Consider the following 26,579-nt stretch of genomic DNA (forward strand, 5'->3'; position numbering starts at 1 on the left):
AAAGATTAGGCAATGAAATCTTCCTCTGGAACTTCCTCCGGCTGTTTTCTCATGTAGTAGCGGCCCTTCGTTGCAATCGCAAGGACAACGGTCAGGATGGCGGCAAGAATGGCCGCGAAAAATGCCGCTGTGCTGGCGAGGAACTCACCCATGAAGCCGAGTGCGGCGATGGTGCCGAGAACACTTGCAACGATGAGTGCAACAGTTCCGACAGGGTTCCACTTATACAGGTATTTCTGGCGGGCCTCGTAGTAGAGCGGCCCGATTTTTAGCATCTTCTTCACGATGAGCGCATCAGCGACAAGCACTGCTGCCCAGGCGAGAAGGAAGACGCCCTGGAATGTCATGACGGCGCCCAGGTGGTCAACAATGCCGCCAAGCATCAGGATGATGGCAAGGACACCGGCAACGACCACCCAGAAACGGCGACCGGGCGTGAATCGGAACATGTTCTCGAAGAAGTTCGAAAGCGACAGCGAGGCGCTGTAGATGTTCGTCACGTTAATGCGGAGCTGGGTGAGCGCCGTGAAAAGCGCACCGCCAAGGCCGAGGAGGGTCACGATGTAGACACCCGGGTTGGCTTCGCCGAGACGTACGCCAAACCAGATTCCGAGACCGCCCATAACACCAAAGCAGAAAAACTGCGGGACGAAGCCGATAATAATGGAGCCTTTTTTGATGTCCTTCGGCTTCAGGAACCGGGTGTAGTCGGAAGCGAGCAGGGCAGTGAGGCCCATGATGCCGTGATGCATTCCGATACACGCCAGAAGGGCTGTGCCGCCTACCTCAACGCCTGCCGGCATGTAGGTCCAGAACGAACCTTCATATACGGAAGGAGTGAGGAATGAAAAGACGATCGCAGCGATCAGGAAGACGAAGAAGATCGGAAGCGACCATTTCTGCAGCTTGTCCAGCTGTTTGATGCCGAACCAGTTCAGCGGAATGACGATGGTTCCGAAAAAGACGATGAGCACCCATTGAGGGATGGAAGGGAAGAAAGTGTAGACGGCAGCGACCAGGATCAGTCCTTCAAACGCAACATAGAGGATGAAGTTTGATGCGTAGATAAGGGACGTGAGCGAGGCGCCGATATAGCCGAATCCGCCGCCTCTTGACATCAGGTTGACGTTCATGCCGGATTTCGCGGAGAAATAAGCGATAAACGAACCGAGGATGCCGGCGACGATGATCGCATACGCTGAGGAAATCAGGGCGTTGATGGCGCCGAACTGCAGAGCCATGACACTGCCCATCTGGAAGTAGAAAATCGCAGTGGCGATTCCAAATGTAATATTCGTGATGCTCAGCCATCCCATTTTCCGTTCGGAACGGGGGACGCGGTCCAATGAATAGTCGTCGGTATGTGCTTCTTGTGCCGTTGTTTGGTTGTCTACGGACACTGAAGTCATTGAATCACTCCTTATTCTATTTGAGTTAATAAATTTTGTAGAAAGACCACTCTCCCATGTGATGGTTTTCACAAACTGCAACTTTATTAACATAACAAAAATATCGCATATCGGCAAGCTGTCCTAAATCAGAACACGGCAGGGTGAACGATCCCTGCCGTGTTCTGGGTCAGATGAAATTAAAGAGCCTTTAGCATGCCGCCATCGATGACGAGGGATTGGCCGGTAAGGTAGGTGTTGGCGCCGGATGCCAGGAAAACGACGGCTCGGGCAAATTCGTCCGGCTGTCCGTAGCGGCCGATCGGAATGTTCTGTTTGGCGTTCTCGGTGACTTCTTCCGGTGTCACGCCGGTTTTCTTGGCGCGCACGGTGTCCAGCTCGATGATCCTGTCTGTTTCGATTTTGCCGGGCCCGACTGTATTGACGAGAATATTTGAAGATGCATACTCGCGGGCAAGGGATTTCGACAGGCCGACCATACCGGCACGGAACGTATTGGACAGGATGAGCCCGTCGATTACTTCCTTCGTGGAAGACGAGGAGATGTTGATGATGCGTCCCCAGTTGTTTTCCTTCATACCCGGCAGGACCTCCCGGACAGTACGCGTATAGCTCAGCAGGTTCTGCTGGAATGCCTTGATCCAGTCTGCATCTTCCACATCTGCAAATCCTCCGGCTTTTGGCCCCCCGGTGTTGTTGATGAGTACATCTACTACGCCAAAAGCTTCACGGACTTTAAGGAAAAGCTCGGAGATATCCTCTTCACGGGACATGTCGCACGGGTGGTAGCGGATATTGTCATTTCCGGATTCCTCCTTGAGTTCCCCTGCGGTCTGTTCAAGAGATTCAACGCTCCTGCTCGTCAGGAAGACGGCTGCCCCTTCTTTTGCAAACTCCAATGCGATAGCTCGTCCAAGCCCTTTGCTTGAAGCCATGACCAGTACATGTTTGTCCTTCAGTTTCAGATCCATGAAATTTCCTCCTTTATCCCCAATAATCCGATTGTACCGGAAAACCGGCGTTTCGGTCAGGATTCATTCCATTTTGTTGGGACTGCCTTGAGCGGCAGGGGGAGGAGGAGTAAGATGGAAGGAAATGATTGAATTTCGAACAAAGCGGGGTGACCGGTGTCCATGAAAAAATTCGTTCAGCTCGCGCTGATCTTCCTGTTCTATTTCTTCGGGGTGCAGGTCAAGGAATGGCTCGGTTTGCCCATCCCAGGCAGCATCATCGGGCTTCTTTTGCTTCTTGTGTTCATCATCGTGTTCAAAAACATGTCGGTGAATGCCCATGCCGAAGGTGCATCCGTCCTGATCCGCAATTTCACACTGTTCTTCATCCCCACCACGGTCGCCATCATCCTTTACCTGGACTTGTTCAGGACATGGAATGCGATTTCGTTTGTGGCGGTGCTCGCGAGTACTCTTCTGACAATCGTTCTGACCGCGTGGGTGATTGAACGGTCGGTCGGGAAGGGGGAAGCATGATGAACACGACGATCATCTATCTGTTCGGTGCGCTTATGACGCTCGGTACATACGCAATCGGAATCTATCTGTACAAACGATACAAAAAGACCTGGCTGCAGCCGATGATTGTAGCAACTGTCCTGATCGGGCTGTTGCTGCTATCGGCTGACATTTCATATGAGACCTATATGAAGGGGGCAGAATTGTGGAACTGGCTGCTTGGGCCGGCAGTTGTTGCCCTCGCTTATCCGCTGTACTTTAACCTGCCGATGGTGAAGAAATACTTCGGTCCGATCCTGCTCGGTGTGTTTGGCGGAGGGCTGTTCGGCCTCTTCAGCGGCTATCTTCTGACGAAATGGCTCGGGGCGGATGCAGCGGTTGCCATTTCGACAATCCCCAAAAACGCCACGACGCCAATAGCCATCGAACTGTCTGAGACGATCGGCGGCATCCCGTCGCTGACTGTCGTCTATGTCATGATTGCCGGCATCGGCGGTGCAGTTCTCGGCATTCCGATTCTCGACAAGATGGGTATCCGTCATCCGGTTGCCCGGGGACTCAGTGTCGGAATCGGCTCACACGGATTCGGTACCGCGAAACTCTTTGAAACAAGTGACAAAGAGGGCTCCGTAAGTACGGTTGCCTATATTCTGACTGCGATCCTGATCACGGTCGTCTGTACCCTGTTTTTTATGTGAACAAATGATAAAGCTCCATTCCGGCCTGATCCGGAATGGAGCTTTTCTCTTTGATGGCGACCGGAGTCAGAATGCTCCAGATCCTCCGCCTCCGCCACCGGTGCCTCCGCCTGAGCTGGTGGAGGACGAGGAGCTTGAAGAGTGGGCGGCATGTGTGCCGGCAACGGCAAATGAGCGGTTCATGATGAGTGGATCGTATCCGAAGAAGACCGGCGCTTCCGGGGAAGCCTGCCGCGTTTCCGCAAATCGCGCAAATGGTAGATCGATGTGTTTATTTTTGGTGCCGATCGCATAGATATAGCCGCGGAGACGATCTTCGCGCGGCATGGCTTGCCAGTCTTCCAAGTCGACGCCGTCCAATTTTTCGGTGAACGCCCGCCATTGTTCACGAATAAGATGTCCTTTGTCGCTGAGCGGCCTGAGGAAAGCAGCCGTGATCAGGCAGCCCGCGGCAAGCGGTATGGCGATGGCAAGGTGGACCAGTGCACCGGATATGCCAAAGTAGATGGCGGTGCCGGCAAGGACGCTTCCTGTGAGGACGAGGAGCCCGGACGTTCCGGGATGGGCTTCCCTCAGCCGAGCCTCCTTGATCTCCATGGCAACGGTGCCGATCCACTCCACCATCCGGTTGCTGTACTCCCCGGCTTTCATATCGTCTTCGGTCCGTCGCTTCAGCTCATCCAGATCAAACGCGCCTGTCCCGTCACTAAAGCTGTCAAAGAGGATGGAACGGAAGATTTCCTCGTGCTTGTGTTCCGGTGCCTGGTCTGTTTCTTCGAACCGGGTTTCAGTCACCTGGACAACCTGGCCTTTACGGATCAGGTCGAGCAGGGCCGCGGAAAGGCGCTCGGGTTCGGCACTGGCGGCCGGTGAAGTGAATTGTACGGCTGCAGGCATGCTGATGATTTCATCCGGTGTGCGGAAGTCGTTTTCTTCCGCCTTGAGTCTCGCTGCTTCCCGTTTACGGCGAGAAGACTTCCATTCAATCCAGATGACGGCCAGGAGTAGGAGCCCCGCAGCCGGCAGCATGATGTTGCCGATCAGGACTGCATTCCGGTGGCGGGCTTCCGCAGCTTCCTGTTCTTGGGCAAGCCGTGCCCGTTCATCTGCAATTGTGTTGCGGATAGTGCCGGATTCAGTATTCAGGGAAGGGAAAAGGGAACCGTCGAAGACAACACGGATATCTCCGTTTTCTCCAGAGCCGACATGGCCCAGGTCAAACCGGGCACTGCCGTCAGACTCGACTGTTCCGGTCCCGGCCGCCTCATCATAGCCGATCACTTCCGTTCCGGAAGCAGGTTCCGGAGGTACGACCTTAATGATCATCCTGCCATAGTCCGCTTCATTGCGGTCATCGAAGAATGGCCAGTAGAACTCAGCCCCGTCCTCATAAAGGGTAACGGAGTCCTCAATGTCATAACGTAATTCGATCGTTACCTTCTCGTCTTCACCGCCCCGGAAGACTTTGTACAGGTCTCCATCTCTCTCGGTCTTGAGCGGCTGCCCATCCTCGAAGGCACTGAATCCCGAGATGTCGGTGCCCTCTTTGGGGACGAGCATCCGGGTCATCCCATTAAAATCACCATCAAACTGGTAAGTGTGATATTCGGTTACATTGACCCTTCCGCTTTTGTCCATTTTGGCTTCGATCGTGCTGTCCGTGATTTCGAAGTCAACAGCCATCGCGGCGGCCGGAAACAGGAACAGCAGGAGCGTCGCCGTCAGGATGGTTCTGATCATTCTGGTCATCACGACCGCCTCCTTTTCAATTTGGTTATCTATTTATACGGGACAGGCATTGCCCAGGTTTCAGGCGTTGCTGAATTGCAGTTGGATTTGTCAGGAACATTCAATTAATCTGAACGTTCTTTGCTATTCGACTTGTTCGCGCTTTCTTTCTATTGCTATAATGGCTTCAATCAATAGTTCCAAAGAACGGCTAACAAAAAGGGGGATTTTGTGTGAAAAAGAAGAAATGGACAGCACTCGCAGCAGGGACCATGCTGAGTGCAATGGTGCTTGCTGCATGCGGCGGGGATGACGGAGGTTCTGCCGGAGGAGACGGAGAAGGCGGGGGTAATTCGGAAGGACTTGATACGCGGATCGTGACAATCGCCACCGGGGGTGCATCCGGCCCGTACAACATCATCGGGACCACACTGGCAAGTGAATATTCAGATGCATACGGCGTCAACTCAAAGCCGCAGACAACTGGTGCTTCAGTTGAAAATATCAACTTGATCAAGGAAGGCAAAGTTGAGATGGCATTTGTGATGAGTGATGTCCTGACGGAAGCGGTTGAAGGTACCGGCAACTTTAACGAACCGGTCGACCAGGTCCAGCAAATTGCCGCGCTGTATCCGAACTTTGTTCAGATTGTGACGACGGCGGACTCCGGCATTGAAACGGTAGATGACCTGAAGGGCAAGCGTGTGGCGGTGGGTGACCAGAACTCAGGTGTCGAAGTGAATGCCCGCAACTTGCTGGAAGGACACGGAATCACCTATGACGATATTGAAGTCGATTACCTTGGCTATGCCGAGGCGGCTGACGGCCTGCGTTCCGGCCAGATTGACGCGGCATTCCTGACAAGCGGCCTTCCGAATTCCTCGGTTCTCGAACTGTCGAAGAGCCTGAATCTGAGCATGGTCTCTGTCGACCCGGCAAAAGTTGAAGAGATCGCGGAAGAACAGCCATATTTCATCTCTATGGAAATTCCGGCGGATACATACGGCAATGAAGAAGCCGTTCCGACTGCAGCCATCATGAACGCCCTTGTCGTGTCGGCCGAGCTGTCGGAAGACGACGTCTATAAACTGACGCAGGAATTCTTCGATAGCCTGGAGTCACTTGAGAACTCCCACCAGGCGGCTTCCGACATTTCTCTGGAGGGGGCACAGGAAGGTATGGTCGCACCGGTCCATCCGGGAGCGCAGAAGTACTATGACGAGCAATGAAATCCAAAAGCTTCATCTTCGGGGGCATAGCGGTCGTTATGCTCCTTCTTTCTCTTTCAATACGCGTTTCCGCCATCCGTGTCACCACAGATGGCTGGCAAGAAGATATTCCCGTTAACCGGTTTGAAGTCGGCTGGATCCACTCTGTGGAAAAAGAGCCGTGGTTTGAAACCTATGTAGTGCGTGACGGGAAGCTCTATCTCACGAAAACCCGGTTTAAGACATTCGGGGCAGGCGTGCCATCGGACGGGGAAATCATTCCGTCGGATGACGGCTTTGTCCACATGGCCCTCGAGCAGGAAATCGGAGAACTGACTATTTCAACATCTGCCAATGTCCGGACGACTTTATACACGGAAAAAGGCGATCGCCCTCTTTATGATCCCGGAGGGGAGCGGTGGACGGTCAGAATTACACATCAACAGGTGCCGCTTTGGCGGCTGATCGGAGGTGCCCATCATGAGCGAAACTGAGAAAAAAGGAATTGCCGCGGAAACGGAGTTCCTGGATGAGCAAAAGCAGGAGGCGCTGCTTGAGAAGTTTGATGCAGATTCCAGGACACGGAAAATCAGCAAACGGACAGTTGTGCTGTTTATTTCGATTGTCGCCATTTTGTATTCGGTTTTTCACCTGTACACGACGTTTAATCCGATACCGGCGCTGCAGCAGCGCGCGGTACACGTGGCAGTCGGGGCCGGGCTTATCTTTCTGCTTTACCCGATGACCAAAAAGCAGAACCGCAGCCGTGTGCCATGGCTGGACTGGCTGCTGTTCATCGGAGCCATTGCGACTGCCGTCTATCTGATCTCCCAGTACACGGCCATCGTCACGACGAGGGGCGGGATCCCGAACGCGGCTGACATTGTCATGGCGATCGTGACGGTGCTGCTTGTTCTGGAGGCTGCACGCCGGGTGACCGGATGGATCCTGCCTGTGCTCGCGCTGATATTCCTCTCTTATCCGTTCTTTAGTCATATGGCATGGGTTCCCATCAGCATGGCGACCCGGCCATTCGATTTGGGTGATATCTTCGGCCAGCTGTACCTGAAGACGGAAGGGCTCTATTCAACGGCCATCGGTGCTTCCGTGAACTTCATCTTCCTGTTCATCCTGTTTGGTGCTTTCCTGGCCAAATCCGGAATGGGTCAGTTGTTCAATGACCTGGCGCTCGCTCTCGCGGGCCACAAACAGGGCGGACCGGCGAAAGTCGCCGTCATCTCCAGCGGCTTCATGGGCAGCATCAATGGTGCCGCAGTGGCCAACGTAGTGGGTACCGGCGCGTTCACCATCCCGATGATGAAGAAGATCGGCTACTCGAAGAACTTTGCCGGAGCCGTGGAAGCAAGTGCCTCTGTCGGCGGTCAGATCCTGCCGCCGATCATGGGCGCGAGCGCGTTCATCATGGCCGAAACGACAGGTGTCGAATACGGGACGATCGCGCTGGCCGCATTGATCCCGGCTCTCCTTTACTTCCTGGGTGTCATCATGCAGGTCCACTTCCGCGCAGGGCGCAGGGGGCTGAAAGGCATTCCGAAGGCCGATCTGCCGCGCGTCAAGGAAGTCATGAAAGAAAGAGGGCATCTACTGCTTCCGATCTTGTTGCTCGTCTTCTTCCTATACCAAGGGGTTCCGGTCGGACAGACTGCGATCTATACGATTATTTCCACGGTCATTATCGCTGCGATCCGGAAAGAGACCCGAATGGGCTTCCGTGACATCCTGGCCGCGCTGGACAGTGGCGCCAGGCAGTCGCTTTCTGTCATGGTCGCCTGTGCGGTGGTCGGAATCATCATCGGCGTCGTCAGCCTGACCAGCTTCGGGAACGTGATGACCTCTTCTATTGCAAGCCTTGGAGCGGGTTCCCTCTTCCTGACCCTGTTCTTTACTATGCTGGCTTCAATGGTTCTCGGAATGGGGCTTCCGTCGATTCCTGCCTATATCATAACGGCAACCATGGCAGCACCGGCTCTGGCCGAGTTCGACATCCCGATTATCGTCGCCCATCTGTTCGTGTTCTATTTCGGAATCTTTGCCAACATCACACCACCTGTTGCGCTTGCCGCTTTTGCGGGGGCCGGGATTTCCGGCGGGGATCCGATGAAAACGGGCTTCCATGCCCTTAAGCTTTCTGCGGCCGGCTTTCTGATCCCTTATCTGTTTGTCTATAACCCGGCCATGCTGATGCTGGACACAGAGGGCATCGCTACGAATGCGAGGGAGTTCGGGATGGCCGCGCCGCTGGATATCCTGATGATCACGGTTACTGCGGTGATCGGCATTATCGCACTGAGTTCAGCGATCGAAGGTTATTTCCGGACAGACATGAATCTGATTTTCCGGATTTTGCTTGGAGCAGGGGCCGTCGGAATGATTATCCCGGAAACCTATTCCGATGTGATCGGCATCGTGATTGTCGGTGCGATCTTCGTCATAAACTTCCTGAAAGAGCGGCGGGAAAGCAGTCCAGCCACAGCCTGACAAGCGACATCTGTCCAGACCGACATAATGAGTCCCCTAAAATCTTTTGCCTGACCCGGCAAAACGGTTTCGGGGGGCTTTTTTCGTATGCTGCCTCATTAAAGCGCTGAACATTATCCCGATCCTGATGTCCCATTTCTGGATTCATTGTACAATGGGGAAAAGGGGAGGCGATGGAATTGAAAGCGCATACAAGTGGTGCGGCCGGAAGAGTGATTGCCTATACCGGAATGGAATTGCAAACGAAAGGGTGGCTGCAGGAGGCTGCGCTGAGAATGCTCATGAACAACCTTCATCCGGATGTGGCGGAGCATCCGGACCGGCTGGTCGTGTATGGGGGGATCGGCAAGGCAGCACGCGACTGGGAATCATTCGATGCAATCGTCGCCGCGCTGAAACGGCTGGAAAATGACGAAACTCTTCTGATCCAGTCCGGAAAGCCGGTAGCCGTATTCAGGACACACCGGGATGCGCCGCGTGTACTGATCGCCAATTCGAATCTGGTTCCTGCCTATGCCGATTGGGACACGTTCCATGAACTCGACCGTCACGGACTTATGATGTACGGGCAGATGACCGCGGGAAGCTGGATCTATATCGGCTCCCAGGGAATCGTGCAGGGAACGTATGAGACGTTCGCAGAACTTGCTCGCCAGCATTTCGGCGGCTCCCTCAAAGGCACCATTACACTCACGGCGGGTCTCGGGGGCATGGGCGGGGCCCAGCCGCTTGCCGTCACGATGGCGGAAGGGGTGTGCATCGCGATAGAAGTGGATGAGAGCCGCATCGACAAGCGGATCCGGACGCGGTATCTGGACAAAAAGGCTGATTCCGCCGATGAAGCCATCCGCCTTGCAGAGAAAGCGAAGAAAGAGGGAAAGGCGCTTTCCATCGGATTGCTGGGCAATGCGGCAGATGTACTTCCCCGACTGCTGGACAGGGGATTCATCCCGGATGTGCTTACCGACCAGACATCGGCGCATGATCCGCTAAATGGCTATGTTCCGTCCGGAATGACTGCGGAAGAGGCGGAGGAACTACGGGCTTCGGACCCGGAACTTGCCGTGAAAAAGGCGAAATCATCGATGGCCTGCCATGTCCGTGCCATGATCGGCATGATGGACAGGGGTGCGGTGACATTCGACTACGGCAACAACATCAGGCAGGTGGCGAAAGACGAAGGCGTCACCCGGGCGTTTGACTTCCCGGGATTCGTGCCGGCCTACATCCGGCCGCAGTTTTGCGAGGGCAGGGGGCCGTTCCGCTGGGTGGCGCTGTCCGGCGACCCTGAAGACATCAGGAAGACGGATGAAGTGATCCTTCGGGAATTCAGCGACAACGTCCAACTCTGCAATTGGATCCGGATGGCGCAGGAGAAGATTGAATTCCAGGGCCTCCCTTCCCGGATCTGCTGGCTCGGATACGGTGAACGTGCCCGCTTCGGTAAAATCATCAACGACATGGTGGCGTCAGGCGAGCTGAAGGCGCCGATCGTCATCGGCCGCGATCATTTGGATTCCGGATCCGTCGCGTCTCCTAACCGGGAGACCGAAGCGATGAAAGACGGTTCCGACGCGGTTTCTGACTGGCCGATCCTGAATGCCCTCATCAATGCCGTCGGGGGGGCGACCTGGGTTTCCGTCCATCATGGCGGAGGCGTCGGAATGGGATACTCCCAGCATGCAGGGATGGTCATTGTGGCAGACGGAACAAAGGAAGCGGAGGCAAGGCTGGAGCGGGTACTGACGACCGATCCGGGGATGGGCATCGCCCGCCATGCGGACGCGGGATATGACGTCGCCATCCGGACAGCAAGGGATAAGGGTATCGACATCCCGATGCTCAGGAAGGAGGATCCGTCATGAGAAGACCTCTCTGGATTAAGCATGCGGCCCAGCTCGTGACCGTCGCAGGCGGCAAGGGACCAAGGTCAGGACCGGAAATGTCAGAACTCGGCCTGATCGAAGACGGAAGCATCTGGATCGAGAACGGTCAAATCAAGGCAGTCGGCACGACCGCCGAGCTGAATGAGCAGTTCGGGGAATGGGAGGAAGATGCGGATGTTTTCGAGGCATATGGCAAGCTCGTGACGCCGGGGCTTGTCGACCCGCATACTCACTTCGTTTACGGAGGAAGCCGGGAGAAAGAATTTGAAATGCGGCTTGAGGGCGCATCCTATATGGATATCATGAATGCCGGCGGCGGAATCCACGCGACTGCACGCATGACAAGAGAATCGACGGAGGAAGAGCTGTACCGGCAGGCGGAGCTTCGGCTGGATTCATTCCTCCGTCACGGGGTGACAACGGTAGAAGGGAAGAGCGGCTACGGAATGGAGCTTGAGACCGAGCTGAAGCAGCTTCATGTCATGAAACAGCTGAATGAACGGCATCCGGTCGACATCGTGCCGACTTTCATGGGCGCCCATGCAATCCCGCCGGAATACAAGGGCAGGGAAGAGGAATTTGTCAGCCTCATCATCAATGAGATGATTCCGGCCGTGACATCGGAAAAACTGGCTGTCTTTAATGACGTCTTTTGCGAAGTCGGTGTCTACTCGCCCGAACAGTCCCGGCGAATTCTGGAAGCGGGCAAGCTACACGGGCTGACTCCAAAGATCCATGCAGATGAAATCAAACCCTATGGGGGCGCTGAGCTTGCCGCAGAAGTCGGTGCCATCTCTGCGGAGCATCTGCTAAAGGCATCCGATGAGGGGATCCGGAAGATGGCGGAAGCGGGTGTGGTCGCCTGCCTCCTGCCGGCGACGGCCCTGTATCTGCGAGAAAAAGCTGCAAGGGGAAGGGAGATGATCGACGCGGGTGTGCCGGTCGCCATCTCGACCGACTGCAACCCGGGTTCTTCCCCGACGACTTCGATGCCGCTTGTCATGAACCTGGCGTGCATTTCCATGAGGATGACCCCGGCGGAATCCCTTGTCGCTGCAACGATCAATGCCGCACATGCTATCGGGGTGCAGGACAAAGCCGGGTCTATCGAACAAGGCAAGCAGGCAGATCTCGTCATGTGGAATGTGAAAAGCTATCAGGAACTCCAATACCTGTTCGGTGTCAACCATGTCAGTGCCGTCTGGAAAAAGGGAGAAAGAGTTGTCTGAACAGTCGGGAAGAATCCCGGCTTTTTGTGTGCACACAAAAAGCAGAAAGCATTCCGGTGTCTAGTTGATGCTCGACACCGGTGCCATCTGCTTCACATTCATGCCGGACACAACAAGTCTTTATCTTGTACGAAGGTGCGGCGCATAATCTCTTTCTCGAGTAGCAGAATAAAACGTTGACTGAGCCCGTGTGCAATCGCCGTGAGATAGGTGTCAATAAGCTGATCGTCCGACAATCTTTCCAACCAGTTCACCTCCGGAACAACAGTCTGGGAAGTGCGGACTGCCGCCGTTCCCGTAAATTCAATTTACCAAAGAAACATTTCGGGAACAACTGTTCCTTTATCCACAAAATCCGGTGGATAACCTGTTGATAGTGTGTGTGAATGATGCCTCATTCCGCGTTCGGCAGTGTGGATGATGTGCATAGAGTTATCCACAGAATCTGGATAAGTCGGATTTTGTCGAAAAGTTTTCTGCCTTTCGCATCATCTTTCTGCTTGCAGCTACATAGAATGGCAGTTTCATCTGAATAGTGTGAACCGGTATAATGGAGAAGTATTCATCTATCAGGCAGTGAATGGAGTGAAGGTAATGGAACAATTTCTGAAAAGCCATCAGGAAGAGATGCTCGTCCTGCTCGGGCAGCTTGTCAATATTGACTCCGGCTCGCGAAATAAAGCGGGAATCGACAAGGTCGGAAGCATCCTGAAAGAAGCGTATGTCAATCTCGGATTTGACGTCCAGACCGTTAGCCAGGAGGTACAGGGCGATCACCTCATTATCCGGCATCACGATGCTAAGGATCCTGAAATCCTGGTTGTCGCCCACATGGATACGGTTTTCCGCGACGGAACGGCGGCGGAGCGGCCGTTTTCAATGAGGGATGGCCGTGCATACGGGCCGGGAGTCATCGACATGAAGGCAAGTCTCGTCTCGCTCCTGTATGCCGTGCAGGCCATTAAGGACAGCGGCCGGTCTGGCCTCGAAAATATCGAAATTCTCCTCACAAGCGACGAAGAAATCGGTTCGATCACGAGCCGCCCGATGATTGAGGCACATGCGAAAGGGAAGAAGGCTGCCCTCATCATGGAGCCGGCACGCAAGGACGGTTCGCTCGTCAGCGCCCGCAAAGGCGGAGGAGACTACACGATCCGTGTACACGGAGTTGCTGCGCATTCCGGCATCGAACCTGAAAAAGGGCGGAGCGCTACGGAAGAACTCGCTCATAAAATCATCAAGCTCCATGCGCTGACTGACTACAGGGAAGGCATCACCGTCAATGTCGGCATCATCCAGGGGGGAGATGCAGTGAACGTCGTCACACCGGAGGCGGTCGGCTATGTGGATATCCGTACGACGAAATTGTCCCAGGCGGAGCCGCTAGACCGCAAGATCCGCGAACTCTGCAGGGTGCCCGACGTGGAAGGAACAACTATTACCGTTGAGGGTTCCATCAACCGTCCTCCAATGGAACGTACTGAGGGGACGGCCGGTCTGATCAAACTGATCAGGGAAATCGGCTCGGAAATCGGGGTTGATGTCACGGACACCGCCACAGGCGGGGGAGGCGACGCATCCTATACATCAGCTGCCGGCATCCCGACGATTGACGGAATGGGGCCCGTCGGCGGGAATGCCCACCGCGATGACGAGTATATGGAAATCGATTCGTTCGTCCCGCGCTGCCGGCTGCTTGCAGAAACCATTGTCCGGCTGTCAGAAAACAAATGAACCCTGCACGAACAAAAGGACCGCACTCCGGAAAAATCCGGGGTGCGGTCCTTGTTCATTCTCAGCGGCGCTTTGACACGCGACCGAGCAGGAAGGCCCCTGCCGCCAGGGCGATGGCGGCATTGGTCTTCGGTGTAAATACCTGCTTGGCGACCAGATTCAGGTTCTGAGGACGCTCAGCCAGACGGCGCATGAAGTAGCCGTACCAATCTTTGCCGAATGGTACATATGTCGTGAAATTATAGCCTTCGGCTGCCAAGTCGTGCTGCATATCACGGCGGAACCCATAAAGCATCTGGAACTCGAAATTGTCCCGTGGAATCTGGTTTTCTTCCGCGAATTTCTTTACATGATCGATGACATGGTGATCATGCGTCGCGATTGATGTGAATTTACCGTGAAGAAGATGGTACTCGATCAATTTGATAAAGTTGCGATCGATTTCTTCCTTCTCAGTAAAAGCGACGTTTGCCGGTTCCTTGTAAGCACCTTTCACGATGCGGAGCCGGTAGTCCTTATAGTCCCGGATATCGTCTTCCGCCCGATGGAAGTAGGCCTGGATGACCGTACCGACATTTGAGTAGTCTTTCGAGAGCTCATCCAAAATATCAAACGATGGCTGGAGGCGGGCATAGTCTTCCATGTCGATGTTGACGAACATGTCATATTTTGCGGCAGCCCCGACAATCTCCCGCAGGTTGGACAGGGCAAAGCCGTAGTCGATGTCCAGGCCGAGCTGGGAAGCCTTTAGGGAGATATGCGCATCGACTCCCGCCTCATGAATCGCTTCCACAACGCCCAGAATCTGATTCTTGGCAGCGGCCGCCTCCTCGCGGTCATGGACGAATTCCCCGAGATTATCTACTGTAGCGGATATTCCGCATTTATTTAATTCCTTTATTGTTTCAATAGCTTCATGAATATCCGTACCGGCCACGACACTTTGCGCGCCGAGCTGAAGGCCGTATTTCTGTGCGGCAGCGTTCAGGAACTGATTTTGGGAAAGACCGATAAAGAATTCTTTAAGCATATCAACGGCTCCTTGCCATATGTATTCGTTTTCGAAATTATTATACCACTAGTTTGACTTGTATGGGCTTTCATGTGAGGATTTTTTGCCCCCAAGAGAAAAACTCCCCGAAAAAGGGGAGTTGGGGTGAAAAAAATATTTGCATCAATGCAGGCCGTGGACTACCATGGCATCCGCGACTTTCCTGAAACCGGCTATATTTGCGCCGACCATCAGGTTATTCTTGAAGCCATACTGCTCTGCAGTTTCTACACAGTTTTTATGAATGTCTTTCATGACGCGGTGCAGCTTTTCATTGACTTCTTCAGCTGTCCAGGAATAGCGCATGCTGTTCTGGGACATTTCCATAGCGGACACTGCAACGCCGCCGGCATTGGCTGCCTTGGCCGGGCCATAGTGGATGCCGTTCTCGATAAACATGTCGATCGCTTCCTGGTCGCATGGCATATTCGCACCTTCAGCAATTGCAATCAGGCCGTTTTCAATGAGTCTAGCAGCAGACGCTTCATCGAGTTCATTTTGTGTGGCACAAGGAAGTGCAATTTCACACGGGATTGACCAGATGTCCGCGCAGCCTTCCGTGTAGGTCGCATCCGGGTGGAACATGACGTAATCCTTGATCCGGCGGCGCTCGACCTCCTTCAGTTGCTTGACGGTGTCGAGATTGATCCCGGCAGGGTCATATATATAGCCGTTTGAATCGCTGCAGGCAATGACTTTTGCGCCGTATTCGATTGCTTTTTCCATCGCATAGATCGATACGTTGCCGGATCCGGATACGATAGTTGTCCTGTCCTTAAGGTTCAGCCCGTGGTGCTTGAGCATCTCATCTGTGAAATAGACAAGGCCGTAGCCTGTCGCTTCCTTCCGACCGAGGCTGCCGCCGCTTTCGGGATCCTTCCCGGTAAAGACGCCTGCTTCGTAAGCGTTGCGCAGTCGCTTGTAGTGGCCGAACATGTAGCCGATCTCACGCTTGCCGACACCGATGTCGCCCGCAGGGACGTCCGTATCCGGACCGACATGTTTGCTCAGTTCGGTGATGAAGCTCTGGCAGAAGCGCATAATTTCGCGGTCTGTCTTGCCTTTTGGATCGAAATCGGCGCCGCCTTTGCCGCCGCCGATCGGAAGACCTGTCAGCGCGTTTTTGAAAATCTGCTCGAAGCCCAGGAATTTGATGATGCTGTCATTGACGGAAGGGTGGAAGCGGAGCCCGCCCTTATACGGTCCAAGCGTACTGTTGTACTGGACACGGTAACCGCGGTTCACATGGACCTTCCCGTTGTCGTCTTCCCACGTCACCCGGAATGAAATGATCCGTTCGGGTTCGACGATCCGCTCCAGAATGCCGTCCCGGATGTACTCGGGGTGCTGTGCAAAGACAGGGCGGAGAGAATCGAAAATCTCACGGACCGCCTGGAGAAATTCTTTCTGTCCAGGATTGCGCCGTTTGACGAGTTCGAAGACCTGATGGACATAATCGTTTGCGTTGCGCCGTGCCTCTTCCTTAACGTCTCTGACCATCTGCATGTTGCATCATTCCTTTCCTGGAACCGAAAAAAGGAACCTGCTTGGATTCCTCGTTCTTTTCCGTCTATGTTTTCTCAGAAAATGCTATGAGTCTGATTTCATAATTATACACAGCCGCTCAAGCGTTTTCAATACCGAATTTTCGGATTATGGCATTTAATAGCAATTGTTCAAACAACATTCACATTTTTGGCGCTTAATTTTTTTGGTCATTCAGGATCCGAATGGTGAGGCTTTTGACGTCTACCGCTGTCTTTTCGCTGACGACATCTTCAAGGATGACATCACGGAAATAGGTCACGCTCTGTTTAAGCGGCATATCCAGGATCTTTGTCAGAGCGATTTCATACATCTGGATAAAATCAGGCTCGGTATTTCCCCGTTTGAGTTCCGCGTAAGCCTCATAGAACTGGTCCAGCTTGTCGGCCAGCTCGAGCAGGCGTCCCTCGAGTGTGCCGTCCTTGCCTTCTTTCATTCTATGGAAAAAGACCGCCTGGAACTCTTCCGGGATTTCCCGGAGGATAAACTTTTCCATCATCTTTTCCTCGACTGTGGCCAGCATCTGTTTTAGTTCGGGGGAGGAATGCTTGACGGGCGTCTTGATGTCTCCAATAAAGACTTCTGCAAAGTCATGGTTGATCGTTTTCTCATAAAGGGACTTCCAGTCAACATCCGCCCCGTGCATTTCTTCAAGCGTGCCGAAAAACATGGCATATTGTGCCACTTTCCATGAATGCGCGGCGACATTATGTTCTTCGAATTTGAACTTGCCGGGTGCACGGATGATCCGTTCCAGGTCGTTCATACTGGTAAAAAAGCTGTGAATGCCCATGCTGCTTCCTCCTTGCTTCATTTGTGCGGCTTTTCATCAGTTTATGCACATCCGTTTATAAGTGCTGAAAACGCCGCCCGGATCGGACGGCGTTTCAGCTTGCTTATTTGTCCGTTGCGTCCTGGGCAACGAGGACAAGGCGACCTTCATCCAGCACCTTCTCGTACTCGTCTGCTTCCTGTTGGGACAGCCCGACACCTTGGAATTCGGAGCGGAGTTCATCGCCGCGCTTTGCGACGAGATTCTTCATTCCTTTAAAGAAGCCGGTATCGCTCATGCCTGCTGTTTCTACATCGAGTGCTTCCGCGATGTCTTTTTCCCGGTCATCAGAGTGTGCGAACAGATAAATGTGTTCCTTGTCGTATCCCTGTGTGACGAGCTTATTGATTTCTTCGCGTGCCTGCAGGCCGTTTTCAACTGTGATCACTTTTGCCATTTGCAATCCCTCCTGGAATTCTTATCATTTACGGTTATCTTTACCCGCGGGACATCCGGCTAAACAGAAGCTTCCTCTTCGATCATCGCAGTGATCTGATTCCTGAGTCTTGCCAAAATACGTTCACGCCGCTTTTTGATGCCGGGAATGGAGATTCCTGCAATCCGTGCGCATTCGGCGTAGGGCATGCGCTCCGCAAAGAGCCTGATGAGCAGGAGCCGGTCCTCTTCAGGCAGCCGGGCTAAGGCCTGACGCAGCAGCGGGAGCCGGTCGTCGGGGACAGGCGCATCTGCATGGGGCCCATGCCGTCCTGCCAATGCCTCAAGCACTTCGGGACCGACGGCTGAACCCGCATCCGCGTGACGGCTTTCTTTTTTCAGTTCATCCAGCATCGCTCCGCGGATCGTCCGGTACGCAAATGGAGCGAAATGGCCCCGGTTGCTGTCGTATCTTGAGTATGCCTGGCAAAGCGCAAGGCGCGCCGCCTGACGGAAATTGTCATGATCGCGGCGGATGTTGAGCTGTCGGAGCATGGCGGAAATCATAGGTTCATATTGCATGATGAGATCTTCTGTGTTCGGATTCATCGGTCGGCCTTTCCGGCCGTGCACGGCGCAACGTTTTCCCGGGTACGTTCAGCCTATAAAACGCATGTGCGGAGGTCGAATCGGCTAATGTGATTGTCAAATTAGCAAAATCCAATTTTGAAGGTGCCAAAATTGGATTTTGGCGCATCTCCCTGTAAGAAAGCGGCGTTATTAAGTGAGAAAAGACCTATTTAAATGTCCCGGAGGTATTTTGAAATTGAAATTTGGCAGTACGGAAAAAGGAAACGGTTAGCGAAACGGCAGACGGGTAAATGATAAACAGAGCAACTATGGAAGAATGGAAGAAAGGACGGATCAGATGGATATTCAAGTACAATCGTTTTTCCTGAAAGAAGACGGACAGATTCCGAATAACCCGGCGCTTCCGGTCATTTTCTACCAGAATGCATTTGACGGGGAAGACGGCGGGCGCAGCCCCGAAGAGATCGAAGCGGCATTCAACAGCCATGGTTGGACAAACAGCTGGTCTGGGGATGTTTATGATTATCTGCACTATCACTCCAATACACACGAAGTGCTGGGTGTCCGACGCGGAACCGGGACGATCCTGGCGGGAGGGGATTCCGGACAGAGGCTCGAGGTCAAACCGGGAGATGTGATTTTGCTGCCCGCCGGCACGGGACATATGAAAGTGGAGTCGTCGGACGACTTCGAAGTGGTCGGCGCCTATCCCGAAGGGGCGGAACCGAATCTGATGGAGCGCGATCCGGCCAAGGCAGCGCAGGCGAAAAATACGATCGGCAATGCCGGTATCCCCGGACAGGATCCGGTATACGGAGAAGACGACCAGAGTCCGATGCGCCACAAGTGGATCAAATGATCAAATGCCAGGCCTCCGCTGCCCGCGGAGGCTTTTCCTATGGCTCCAAAAGATGAAGATATGCGGAAAAAGCCGTATAATGAGAGAAAAGGACTTCATGAAAGGGGGAGTGCATCATGGAAGAAAGGGACAAGCGTCCGGCGGGACCGTATCCGGATTGGCCGGAGGCAGGCGGTTGGCTCGCTAGGCGGAAGAAACGTGCGGAGCTTTTGGACTATTATTATCCGAAAGGGCAATATGAAAAAGAAGCACGCAGAGAGATGGCGGCAGTGCTGGTGGAGTTTGAGGAAAAGTTCCGGCGCTGGTATCCGGCCCTTCCCGACTCCGGCTACGCTGTTCTTCATCAGGACAAGCCCCGGCGCCACAGCCGCGGTGAAGACGTGCGCGAGGCAGTGAAGCTGTACAGGGCCAAAAATATCGGCTACGGCAAGCTAAGCCGGATCCATGATGCACTTGACCTGTATTACTTGATGGAGTCGCAGTCCGTGTACTATAAGCAGGAAATCGACAAAGCGGCGCAGGCACAAAAGTGGATCGGGGAAGATCACTTCAGCGAATTCTTTCCGGAAGTCGCCGAGTGCATGCAGGAAAGGCTGAGAGGGCTGGTCCGGAGCGGCTTTGATACCCTGCTGAAACTGCAGGAACGCCAGCAACAGGCGGAGATGACGGTTCGCCGCCTCGTGGAAGGAAAAGGGGCTCTCTGGTCCAGAGCCGCAGAGCTTGCCGGTGATCTCCTCATGTATCCGGTCCGTCAAATGGGCAAAAAGAAATAAGACGGCTGCAACCCGCATTTGGGGCAGCCGTCTTTTTCAATGTGCGGGTACTTACTTTGCATATTATCCGTTGCATAAGGGTGTATATTCATTCACTCTAACGGATTTGTTTTGCTTTCACTTTTCTGTTCTTCCTCGAACTCTTTCTGGGCCTCTTTGACAACCTGCTGGAGTTCATTTTCGGGAACACCTCTCAAATAATAGGCGGTGGCGGCTTTGCCGATGGCATAGGTGCCACCGCTGGCAATGGAGGCACTGAGCGCCGAGCCGGCTCCAGGGAATACAAGATTCGCAAACTTGCTTCCCTGCTGGGCGACCATTCGCAATGTAAAGCCGGTTGCACCGATGCCGCCAAGTGAGATCAGCAAATCCCTCGCTGTCTTGAATTCCAGTTCCCTGCCGGACAGGTAGGCGATGATCATCATGAGCATCGACTGAAGGGTGAGGAGTACGGCGATGTCCGACGCGATGATCGGGCTCAGGGCTACGGTCGCGCTGAGCGCGGAAAAGATCCGGATAAAGCGCTCAGCTATCCTGGTCGCCACCCGGTTCAGCCGGACCGTCAGCCCAAGATGGATGGCTGCCCGGACATCCAGGCTTTCCTCCAAAAAATCCAGAAGTTCCTCAATGCCTTTCCGGCCGTCAAAAGCGATTTCGGGATGGTCATGTTCGCCATCCGAGGCGTTGTCGGGATCCCGGCTCCATTCGATGTAAGAGGAGACCGGGAGAATCGCAGTTGCATCCAGCCCGCACTGCATGAAGATGCGTTCCAGCTGCCCGGTTTTTTCTGAGATCAGATCGATCTTGTCTTCCGGATATAGGGCCGGTTCCTTAATGCGGGAAGGGTTCAATTCGTCGATATGCGTGAGGATCGCTATCAGCGGCAGTTCGCCGCCCGTTTTTTCCATGAGCTGTTTGGTGACGAGGACATCTTTGTCGATATGTGCCCGCTCCGTCGCTTTCTGAAGAAAGAGGAGCGCGTCCGGCCGGAACTCACGGATCACGCCTGCAAGCTCATCCTCCGCTTTCGTATCGAAGGTCTCCGATTCTCCGATGCCGCGCGTGTCGATGACTTCAAAGTAAACCTGTCCTTCCGACTCGTAGGTGAACCTCCTGGCTTCTTTCGTGCCAATCTCCACGTCACTGACTTCGGCAAGGTATTTTCCGCTCATTGCATTGATCAGGCTGCTCTTGCCGACGCCGGTCCGTCCGACGAGAACGAAGCGGGGAGGGCGCGGGTTTTTGAGTCCTTCCAGCAGGGCGTTCAGATCCTCGTCATCCGTGATGGCGTCGATCAGTTTGCGCCGCTGTTTTTGCGAGATCAGGTTTCCCGGCACCTTGTCAACGAGCTGTTCTATGTAGTTGTTCAGGTTTCCGATATGGCTCAGACGCTTTTGCATTTCCTCAAATTTGGGATTCACATCATTCTCTCCTTTTCTGGGGACCGCTCGGCATGAATTATCCAACTATACCCCGTGACAGTAGGGCTGAGACATCCGGAATATCCTAAAAAGCCCTTCCGGCGGAGAATAACCGGAAGGGCTGGAGCTTTCCTTAAAACGATACGTCTTGCGGCGGCTGTCCTTTTTTGTTCATGACACGCATGGCATCAGGCTGTACTTTCAGGATAACAAGATTTGGATCATCAGGTCCTTCGAAATAGCTTTCCATCGCATCATTCCAAACCTTGTCAATCAGGCCTTCTTCATCCGTGACCTTGACGGTGCCCATGATCTCCAGGTAATCGTCGCCAAAGCCCTCGCCTTCGTAGCCGATCAGGATATGGGTGTGAGGATTGGCCTCAAGTTCGTCGACTTTGTCAGTCTGTTTCGAGGTGGCCGTGTACAAGGTGAAGCCATCATTGAAAAATGTCATGTATCGGGTAAACGGCTTGCCGCCTTGGACGGTCGCCATTGTGCCAACCATGCTTTCATCAAGTATTTTCTGTGCAGTTGCTTTCGTGTCCATCCGGATCCCTCCCGTGTTTGAAATTCTCTCTTTACTATTCCCTGGGGGAATCCAAATAAACGGTCACGATGGAGGGGAAGAGGGAATCACTTTTTCCGGTCTTCGTAAAATACTTTGAAATTTGGATCCGGGATGCCAACTCCAAGTTCGCGGGCTTTGTAGTCCCGGAGAAGCTCGAAGAAGCGTTTGCTCAGGAAAAGAAGGACAACCAGGTTGATGAACGTCGGGATGGCTGTTGTGATGTCGGCAAAGTACCAGACATATTTGCCTGGAAGCTCGTAGTAAACCGCATAGATGACGAGCAGGAGTCCGGGAAGCGGATAGACGAGCTGGAAAAACTTCAGGACTTTATTTTTCAGCGATGACTGCTCAGGCTTTCCGAAAACCTGTCTTAACAGGATTTCATAGTATGTGTACCAGCCGCTGGTCGTCGTAAGGCCGAATAGGAAAACGGATATCGTGATGACGTAGCGGCCCACTTCACCGATGCCCTCTTCAAAAGCTGCAAGAGTGAGCGATGCGCCGTCCAGGCCGCTCGACCACAACCCGGTGATAATGATGGTCAGCGCAGTGACTGTACAGATGATAATTGTATCGATAAAGACTTCTGCAGCGCCCCACATGCCCTGTTTGACCGGGTGGTCGGTCTTGGCGGTGGAGTGGATCATCGGGGACGTTCCCCAGCCGGCTTCGTTGGAGTAGACTGCGCGGGCAACACCCATCTGGATGACCTGTGCCACAGCTGCCCCGGTAAACCCGCCTACTGCAGCCATGCCGCTGAATGCACTGTCAAAGATCAGGCCGAATACAGGGAGGATGTCTCCTGCATTCGAAAAAATGATATACAGTCCGGCTACCAGATAAAACAGGCACATCGCCGGAATCAGCTTGGCGGCCGTTTCACCGACCCGTTTGATGCCCCCGAGGATGATCAGGTAGATTCCGACTACGTAGATGATGGACGACGGGATCAGCCCGAAACCGAACGAAGAATCGATTGCTTCGGCGACCGTATAGTTCTGGAGCGTAATGAAGAAAGTCGAGAAGATCCCGAAGCCGAAGAGAAATGCGGGAATCCACCAGAACTTGAAGTTCTTTTCTTCTCCGAGCCCTTTTTGCATGTAGTAGGTCGGTCCGCCGTATGGGTCTCCTTTCTCATCGGTGCTTCGGTAATGGACGGCGAGCGTGACCTCGACCATCTTCGTCATCATGCTGAAAATGGCCGTAAGCCACATCCAGAAGACCGCACCGGGTCCGCCGACCGCAATCGCAGTCGCCACTCCACCGATGTTGCCCACGCCCACACTGCCGCCGATTGCCGTGCTTACTGCCTGGAATGGCGTGAGAATTCCTTTCTCATTGTTAGAGCGCTTCCGTTCCTCTTTCGAAAACACTTTGCCGAAAGTCGCCTTGAAAATATGGGGCAGATGAAGAAGCTGGAAAACCTTGCTTCCGATAGTGAAATACAGCGCAACGAACAGGACCGTGAAGATAAGCGGCAGCCCCCAGAGCCACCCCACGATTTTTTCCAATAACAGATCCACAGACATTCCTCCTCAACTCTCGATTTTTCAAACCTATGTATCTTCCTGCCGGAGATAGAACCTATCATAGCGTGATTTGGCCTAAAATAATAGATTTTTTAGATAATTTAACATAAAAACATCCCCGCACGTCAGGTTGCGCGGGGATAAAGGCTTATTTCTTCGTATATAGAGAGATGACTTTCGCTGCATGAGCCCGTACGGCATGGCCCTGCGGGTTGAAGTTGCCATCTTCGCTGCCGGTCATGAAGCCGAGTTCATAAGCGGCATTGACTTCTTCCTCGAACCAAGGGGAGACGGAATCACCGTCAAGATAGTCAGCCTCGGCCGTAGCCTCGTATGGCTTGCCGATCTTCACGGAGTATGCCCGGACGACCATGGCCGCCATCTGTTCACGGCTGATCAGGTTAGCCGCACCGAAGTTATCCGCTGTCCGGTTCGTGATGCCGGCCTTAATCGCAAGATCGAGTTCTTCTTCGAACGGAAGGGTGCCGTCGCTCAGGCCAAGGGAGCGGACCGTCATCGACATAAACTGACCGCGTGTAATCGGCTTTTCAGGGCCGAATGTCCCGTCCGGGAAGCCCTTGACGATTTTCATCGACGTGAGGTGATCGATAAAGGATTTCGCCCAGTGGCGGTCGCTTACGTCCGGGAACGACTTGATCGGCTCAGGAGTAGGGATGACCTTGCCGCCGAGCTCGAACGTGAAGATGCCGAAGCCGTCTTCATCCGTCTCGCCGGTGTAGGCGATGTTGCCTGTCGCGTATTTCTCGGCTTCAGGGCTGGACTTGAATGTCAGGACAGGATCTCCTTCTATCGGTACGATCGACCAGTTGTTGTCTGCTGCAGGATTGAGTTCCTTCTGCTCCGAGATATAGTCCATGAGCACCTGGCGGTTTTCCTCAGCGGAGTCGACGATCAGCGGGGCACCCGCGACATGAGGGAAGTTGCCGCTCTGGCGGTAATTGTTCATGACGACAACGAATTCTTGGGTATCTTCTACCGGCTTGCCGTTGTATTCAAGGCTGGTGACGCGGCTTTCTTCTGCGTCCGTGCGGTTGCCGTCGGCATCGTACTTCGCAGGTTTTGTGATGTCAAACTGGTAGGTCAGCCCATCGATCACATCGAAGTTGTAGGAACGGAAGTCAGGATTCAGGAGTTCCTGAGGCCCCTCCGCATCCGGTTCGATCGTATTGAAGTTCGCCGCGACGCGGTCGAGGTAGTCACGGACCTGGCTGCCCGTCAGCAGGACCGCCTTCAGCGTATTGTCATACAGATACAGGTCTGCGGCGCTTCGGATGGTCAGGTCGCCGGCTGCGATATCGGTGAAATCCGCTGCGCCGTTACGGCCGGCCTTGAAAGGTGCACCGACGGAAAGGATCGGCGTGTCTTTGTATTCCGGAGCGTTCAGTTCGATAAAGTCCTCGGCATAGGCCTTCTGTGCTTCTGTCACGATCTGGATGGACGGATCGTCCTGTACCAGGGCGAAATAACTGTGGATCGGAGAGGTGGTCGTACCGATTTTCGTTTCCGTGTATTCGACAGTCGCCTCATGATATGGCTTGATGTCCTCCGTAAATGTCTCGTGCATCTCGTAATCCTTCACTGCGCGGACTTCTGAGCTGCCGTCCGTCACTTTCCAGCCGTCGCCGTCCGGTTCGATGGTCAGGTCGATGACACCGAGATATTCTCCGCCATACCCTGCTTCTGTTGCCGGAATGCCGTTGATGGTTCCTTTTTCCGCATCGATGGAGGCGACGACATCATCTCCGTCCATGAAGTTGGAGCCGAGTGTTCCGCCTGCAGGCGCCGGGAAGATGTCATGGGCATGGGAGAAGGTGATCGCGTCAACACCTTCTACCTGGCTAAGCGGGAGAACCGCGTTTTCAGCCTTTGTTCCGGCTTCTGCCGATTTGTCGAATCCGGAGTGGGCCATCGCAATAATGACATCAGCGCCTTTTTCTTTCATCTCTGGAATGTATTTTTCGGCGGATTCCGTGATGTCCTTGGAAATGACCTTGCCGTCCAGGTGGGACTTGTCCCAGTTTACAATCTGAGGGGCGACAAAGCCGATGTAACCGATTTGGATCGTGTGGGTGTTGCCGGCTTCGTCGGTCACTTCCTTGTCAACAACCTCATAAGGCTCGTACATCAGCTCATCATTGTCCGGATTGTCATCCCCGTCATCCTTATACACGTTGGCGCTCAGGAACGGGAATTCCGCCTTTTCGTATGTCTTTTCCAGGAAGTCGAGGCCATAGTTGAATTCATGGTTGCCGAGGACGGCTGCATCGTAGTCCAGCAGGTTCATGAGTTTGATGACAGGGTGTACTTCATCATCCCCGACAGGGTTGACCGTCGCATAATACGTGCCAAGCGGTGTCCCCTGAATGGTGTCCCCGTTGTCGACAAGCACAGAGTTTTTCACTTCAGTTCTTGCCGCCTCCACTGCTGATGCGACCTTCAGAAGACCTAAGTTCTCGTTGGCTGCACCTTTATAGTAGTCGTAGCTGAAGAGGTTGCTGTGAGTGTCGGTCGTCTCCAAAATCCTCAGCTTGACGGCATCTCCCGGAACTTCCGCCAGTACATTGACGGGTCCGGGCGATGCAAACAGCATTCCGGCTGACAGCAGCAGCGCCCCGGTAACCTTAACCGCTTTTTTAGAATGGTTCATCCATCGATCCTCCAATTCAGTTAATTGAAATCCCTTTCATTCTATCACTATCGAATGTTAACGGCCTATGAAGTTTGTATGAATTTGACCAAGTTTAGGTAAACTTTCAGCCCTATATTACTTTGAATAAGAGATAGCTTAGTTCAAGGTAAATGGAAAGAATAAGAAAATGAAAATGAAACTTTGTGCCTTTGAATGTTGGGTTGGAACCAGACTTTTATAGCCGAAAAAATCGATTATGTAGGGATAAAGGTCTAATTGAATGTAAGCGTCTGTTTAATAAATGCTTTTCTCACCTCATGTAATTTCGACAGTGGAAGGTCTTTCGTCACGTTTTGGTCAAGGGGTCTTCGGATGTGTTTTTGACATTGTTGTGACTGGAAGGTATTCAATTAAAAGGAACATTCAGGATGTACCCGCCGACGGGAACACTTTTGCAATGTTTTCTGTGAACCACCCGACAGGCTGTGCGCTGTTTTTGTGCATGCAGCTAAAGCCGGAAATACC

General features: G+C 53.5%; 23 protein-coding genes. 10 read left to right on the forward strand and 13 right to left on the reverse strand.

Annotated features, from left to right (window positions below; genetic code table 11):
* Positions 1–5 precede the first annotated feature (5 nt).
* Positions 6–1,409 carry a purine-cytosine permease family protein gene (locus AC6CHQ_RS00215; protein WP_251238877.1) on the reverse strand — a complete coding sequence of 468 codons (1,404 nt, stop codon included), beginning with the start codon at positions 1,407–1,409 and terminating at the stop codon, positions 6–8.
* Positions 1,410–1,588: 179 nt separating this feature from the next.
* A complete protein-coding gene (locus AC6CHQ_RS00220; RefSeq protein ID WP_498080500.1) occupies positions 1,589–2,380 on the reverse strand; it encodes an SDR family oxidoreductase in 792 nt (263 codons plus the stop codon).
* 162 nt (positions 2,381–2,542) lie between these two features.
* Here AC6CHQ_RS00220 and AC6CHQ_RS00225 point away from each other — a divergent pair, with 162 nt between their 5' ends.
* Both AC6CHQ_RS00225 and AC6CHQ_RS00230 read left to right on the forward strand, forming a co-directional pair.
* Positions 2,543–2,896 carry a CidA/LrgA family protein gene (locus AC6CHQ_RS00225; RefSeq protein WP_092049490.1) on the forward strand — a complete coding sequence of 118 codons (354 nt, stop codon included), beginning with the start codon at positions 2,543–2,545 and terminating at the stop codon, positions 2,894–2,896.
* On the forward strand, positions 2,896–3,576 hold the full coding sequence (locus AC6CHQ_RS00230) for an LrgB family protein (protein ID WP_177168232.1): 681 nt from the start codon (positions 2,896–2,898) through the stop codon (positions 3,574–3,576). Before AC6CHQ_RS00225 ends, AC6CHQ_RS00230 begins: the two co-directional genes overlap by 1 nt.
* A 66-nt stretch (positions 3,577–3,642) precedes the next feature.
* Here the strand turns inward: AC6CHQ_RS00230 and AC6CHQ_RS00235 are convergent, their stop codons facing one another.
* On the reverse strand, positions 3,643–5,325 hold the full coding sequence (locus tag AC6CHQ_RS00235; protein ID WP_498080501.1) for a DUF2207 domain-containing protein: 1,683 nt from the start codon (positions 5,323–5,325) through the stop codon (positions 3,643–3,645).
* 212 nt (positions 5,326–5,537) lie between these two features.
* Between AC6CHQ_RS00235 and AC6CHQ_RS00240 the strand changes: the two genes are divergently transcribed.
* The 5 genes from AC6CHQ_RS00240 to hutI all read left to right on the forward strand — a co-directional run bounded on the left by AC6CHQ_RS00240 (position 5,538) and on the right by hutI (position 12,126).
* Positions 5,538–6,533, forward strand: coding sequence for a TAXI family TRAP transporter solute-binding subunit (locus AC6CHQ_RS00240; RefSeq protein WP_498080502.1), 996 nt, complete (start codon positions 5,538–5,540; stop codon positions 6,531–6,533).
* Positions 6,530–7,006 (forward strand): DUF1850 domain-containing protein, encoded by a 477-nt coding sequence (locus tag AC6CHQ_RS00245; protein ID WP_251238881.1) that lies wholly within the window; start codon positions 6,530–6,532, stop codon positions 7,004–7,006. Before AC6CHQ_RS00240 ends, AC6CHQ_RS00245 begins: the two co-directional genes overlap by 4 nt.
* Entirely contained in the window at positions 6,993–9,011 is a 2,019-nt protein-coding gene (locus AC6CHQ_RS00250; RefSeq protein WP_251238882.1) for a TRAP transporter permease, read from the forward strand. The genes AC6CHQ_RS00245 and AC6CHQ_RS00250 overlap by 14 nt, the downstream gene beginning before the upstream one ends.
* Before the next feature lie 173 nt (positions 9,012–9,184).
* On the forward strand, positions 9,185–10,876 hold the full coding sequence (gene hutU, locus AC6CHQ_RS00255; protein ID WP_498080503.1) for a urocanate hydratase: 1,692 nt from the start codon (positions 9,185–9,187) through the stop codon (positions 10,874–10,876).
* The gene (hutI, locus tag AC6CHQ_RS00260) at positions 10,873–12,126 is read left to right on the forward strand and encodes an imidazolonepropionase (RefSeq protein WP_498080504.1); all 1,254 of its coding nucleotides are present in this window, start codon (positions 10,873–10,875) and stop codon (positions 12,124–12,126) included. The genes hutU and hutI overlap by 4 nt, the downstream gene beginning before the upstream one ends.
* Before the next feature lie 98 nt (positions 12,127–12,224).
* Here the strand turns inward: hutI and sda are convergent, their stop codons facing one another.
* Positions 12,225–12,371 (reverse strand): sporulation histidine kinase inhibitor Sda, encoded by a 147-nt coding sequence (gene sda / locus AC6CHQ_RS00265; protein WP_498080505.1) that lies wholly within the window; start codon positions 12,369–12,371, stop codon positions 12,225–12,227.
* Positions 12,372–12,720: 349 nt separating this feature from the next.
* Between sda and AC6CHQ_RS00270 the strand changes: the two genes are divergently transcribed.
* A complete protein-coding gene (locus AC6CHQ_RS00270) occupies positions 12,721–13,860 on the forward strand; it encodes a M20 family metallopeptidase (protein WP_498080506.1) in 1,140 nt (379 codons plus the stop codon).
* A gap of 61 nt (positions 13,861–13,921) precedes the next feature.
* Here the strand turns inward: AC6CHQ_RS00270 and AC6CHQ_RS00275 are convergent, their stop codons facing one another.
* The 5 genes from AC6CHQ_RS00275 to AC6CHQ_RS00295 form a co-directional block, all read right to left on the reverse strand.
* Positions 13,922–14,890, reverse strand: coding sequence for a proline dehydrogenase family protein (locus AC6CHQ_RS00275; protein ID WP_424236727.1), 969 nt, complete (start codon positions 14,888–14,890; stop codon positions 13,922–13,924).
* Between the two features lie 144 nt (positions 14,891–15,034).
* Positions 15,035–16,417: an NADP-specific glutamate dehydrogenase gene (gene gdhA, locus AC6CHQ_RS00280; RefSeq protein WP_092049462.1), complete on the reverse strand. Its 1,383-nt coding sequence runs from the start codon at positions 16,415–16,417 to the stop codon at positions 15,035–15,037.
* Between the two features lie 196 nt (positions 16,418–16,613).
* Positions 16,614–17,249, reverse strand: coding sequence for a YfbR-like 5'-deoxynucleotidase (locus AC6CHQ_RS00285; RefSeq protein ID WP_498080507.1), 636 nt, complete (start codon positions 17,247–17,249; stop codon positions 16,614–16,616).
* Positions 17,250–17,352: 103 nt separating this feature from the next.
* Positions 17,353–17,685, reverse strand: a complete 333-nt coding sequence (locus AC6CHQ_RS00290) for a YflT domain-containing protein (RefSeq protein ID WP_498080508.1) — start codon at positions 17,683–17,685, stop codon at positions 17,353–17,355.
* Between the two features lie 59 nt (positions 17,686–17,744).
* Positions 17,745–18,272 (reverse strand): sigma-70 family RNA polymerase sigma factor, encoded by a 528-nt coding sequence (locus AC6CHQ_RS00295; RefSeq protein ID WP_424236725.1) that lies wholly within the window; start codon positions 18,270–18,272, stop codon positions 17,745–17,747.
* 319 nt (positions 18,273–18,591) lie between these two features.
* On the opposite strand from AC6CHQ_RS00295, the gene AC6CHQ_RS00300 reads away from it, so the two are divergent.
* Positions 18,592–19,113 (forward strand): cupin domain-containing protein, encoded by a 522-nt coding sequence (locus AC6CHQ_RS00300; protein ID WP_092050733.1) that lies wholly within the window; start codon positions 18,592–18,594, stop codon positions 19,111–19,113.
* A gap of 116 nt (positions 19,114–19,229) precedes the next feature.
* A complete protein-coding gene (locus AC6CHQ_RS00305) occupies positions 19,230–19,886 on the forward strand; it encodes a hypothetical protein (RefSeq protein WP_092049454.1) in 657 nt (218 codons plus the stop codon).
* Between the two features lie 92 nt (positions 19,887–19,978).
* On the opposite strand, the gene AC6CHQ_RS00310 is transcribed toward AC6CHQ_RS00305, so the two are convergent.
* From AC6CHQ_RS00310 to AC6CHQ_RS00325, 4 genes are all read right to left on the reverse strand, one after another.
* On the reverse strand, positions 19,979–21,307 hold the full coding sequence (locus AC6CHQ_RS00310; protein WP_498080509.1) for a GTPase family protein: 1,329 nt from the start codon (positions 21,305–21,307) through the stop codon (positions 19,979–19,981).
* A 133-nt stretch (positions 21,308–21,440) separates the two neighbouring features.
* On the reverse strand, positions 21,441–21,854 hold the full coding sequence (locus tag AC6CHQ_RS00315) for a pyridoxamine 5'-phosphate oxidase family protein (RefSeq protein WP_251238895.1): 414 nt from the start codon (positions 21,852–21,854) through the stop codon (positions 21,441–21,443).
* 86 nt (positions 21,855–21,940) lie between these two features.
* A complete protein-coding gene (locus AC6CHQ_RS00320; protein ID WP_498080510.1) occupies positions 21,941–23,398 on the reverse strand; it encodes an alanine/glycine:cation symporter family protein in 1,458 nt (485 codons plus the stop codon).
* Positions 23,399–23,552: 154 nt separating this feature from the next.
* The gene (locus AC6CHQ_RS00325; RefSeq protein WP_498080511.1) at positions 23,553–26,072 is read right to left on the reverse strand and encodes a bifunctional 2',3'-cyclic-nucleotide 2'-phosphodiesterase/3'-nucleotidase; all 2,520 of its coding nucleotides are present in this window, start codon (positions 26,070–26,072) and stop codon (positions 23,553–23,555) included.
* Positions 26,073–26,579: the final 507 nt, after the last annotated feature.

Source organism: Bhargavaea sp. GQ12 (genome assembly GCF_059758705.1).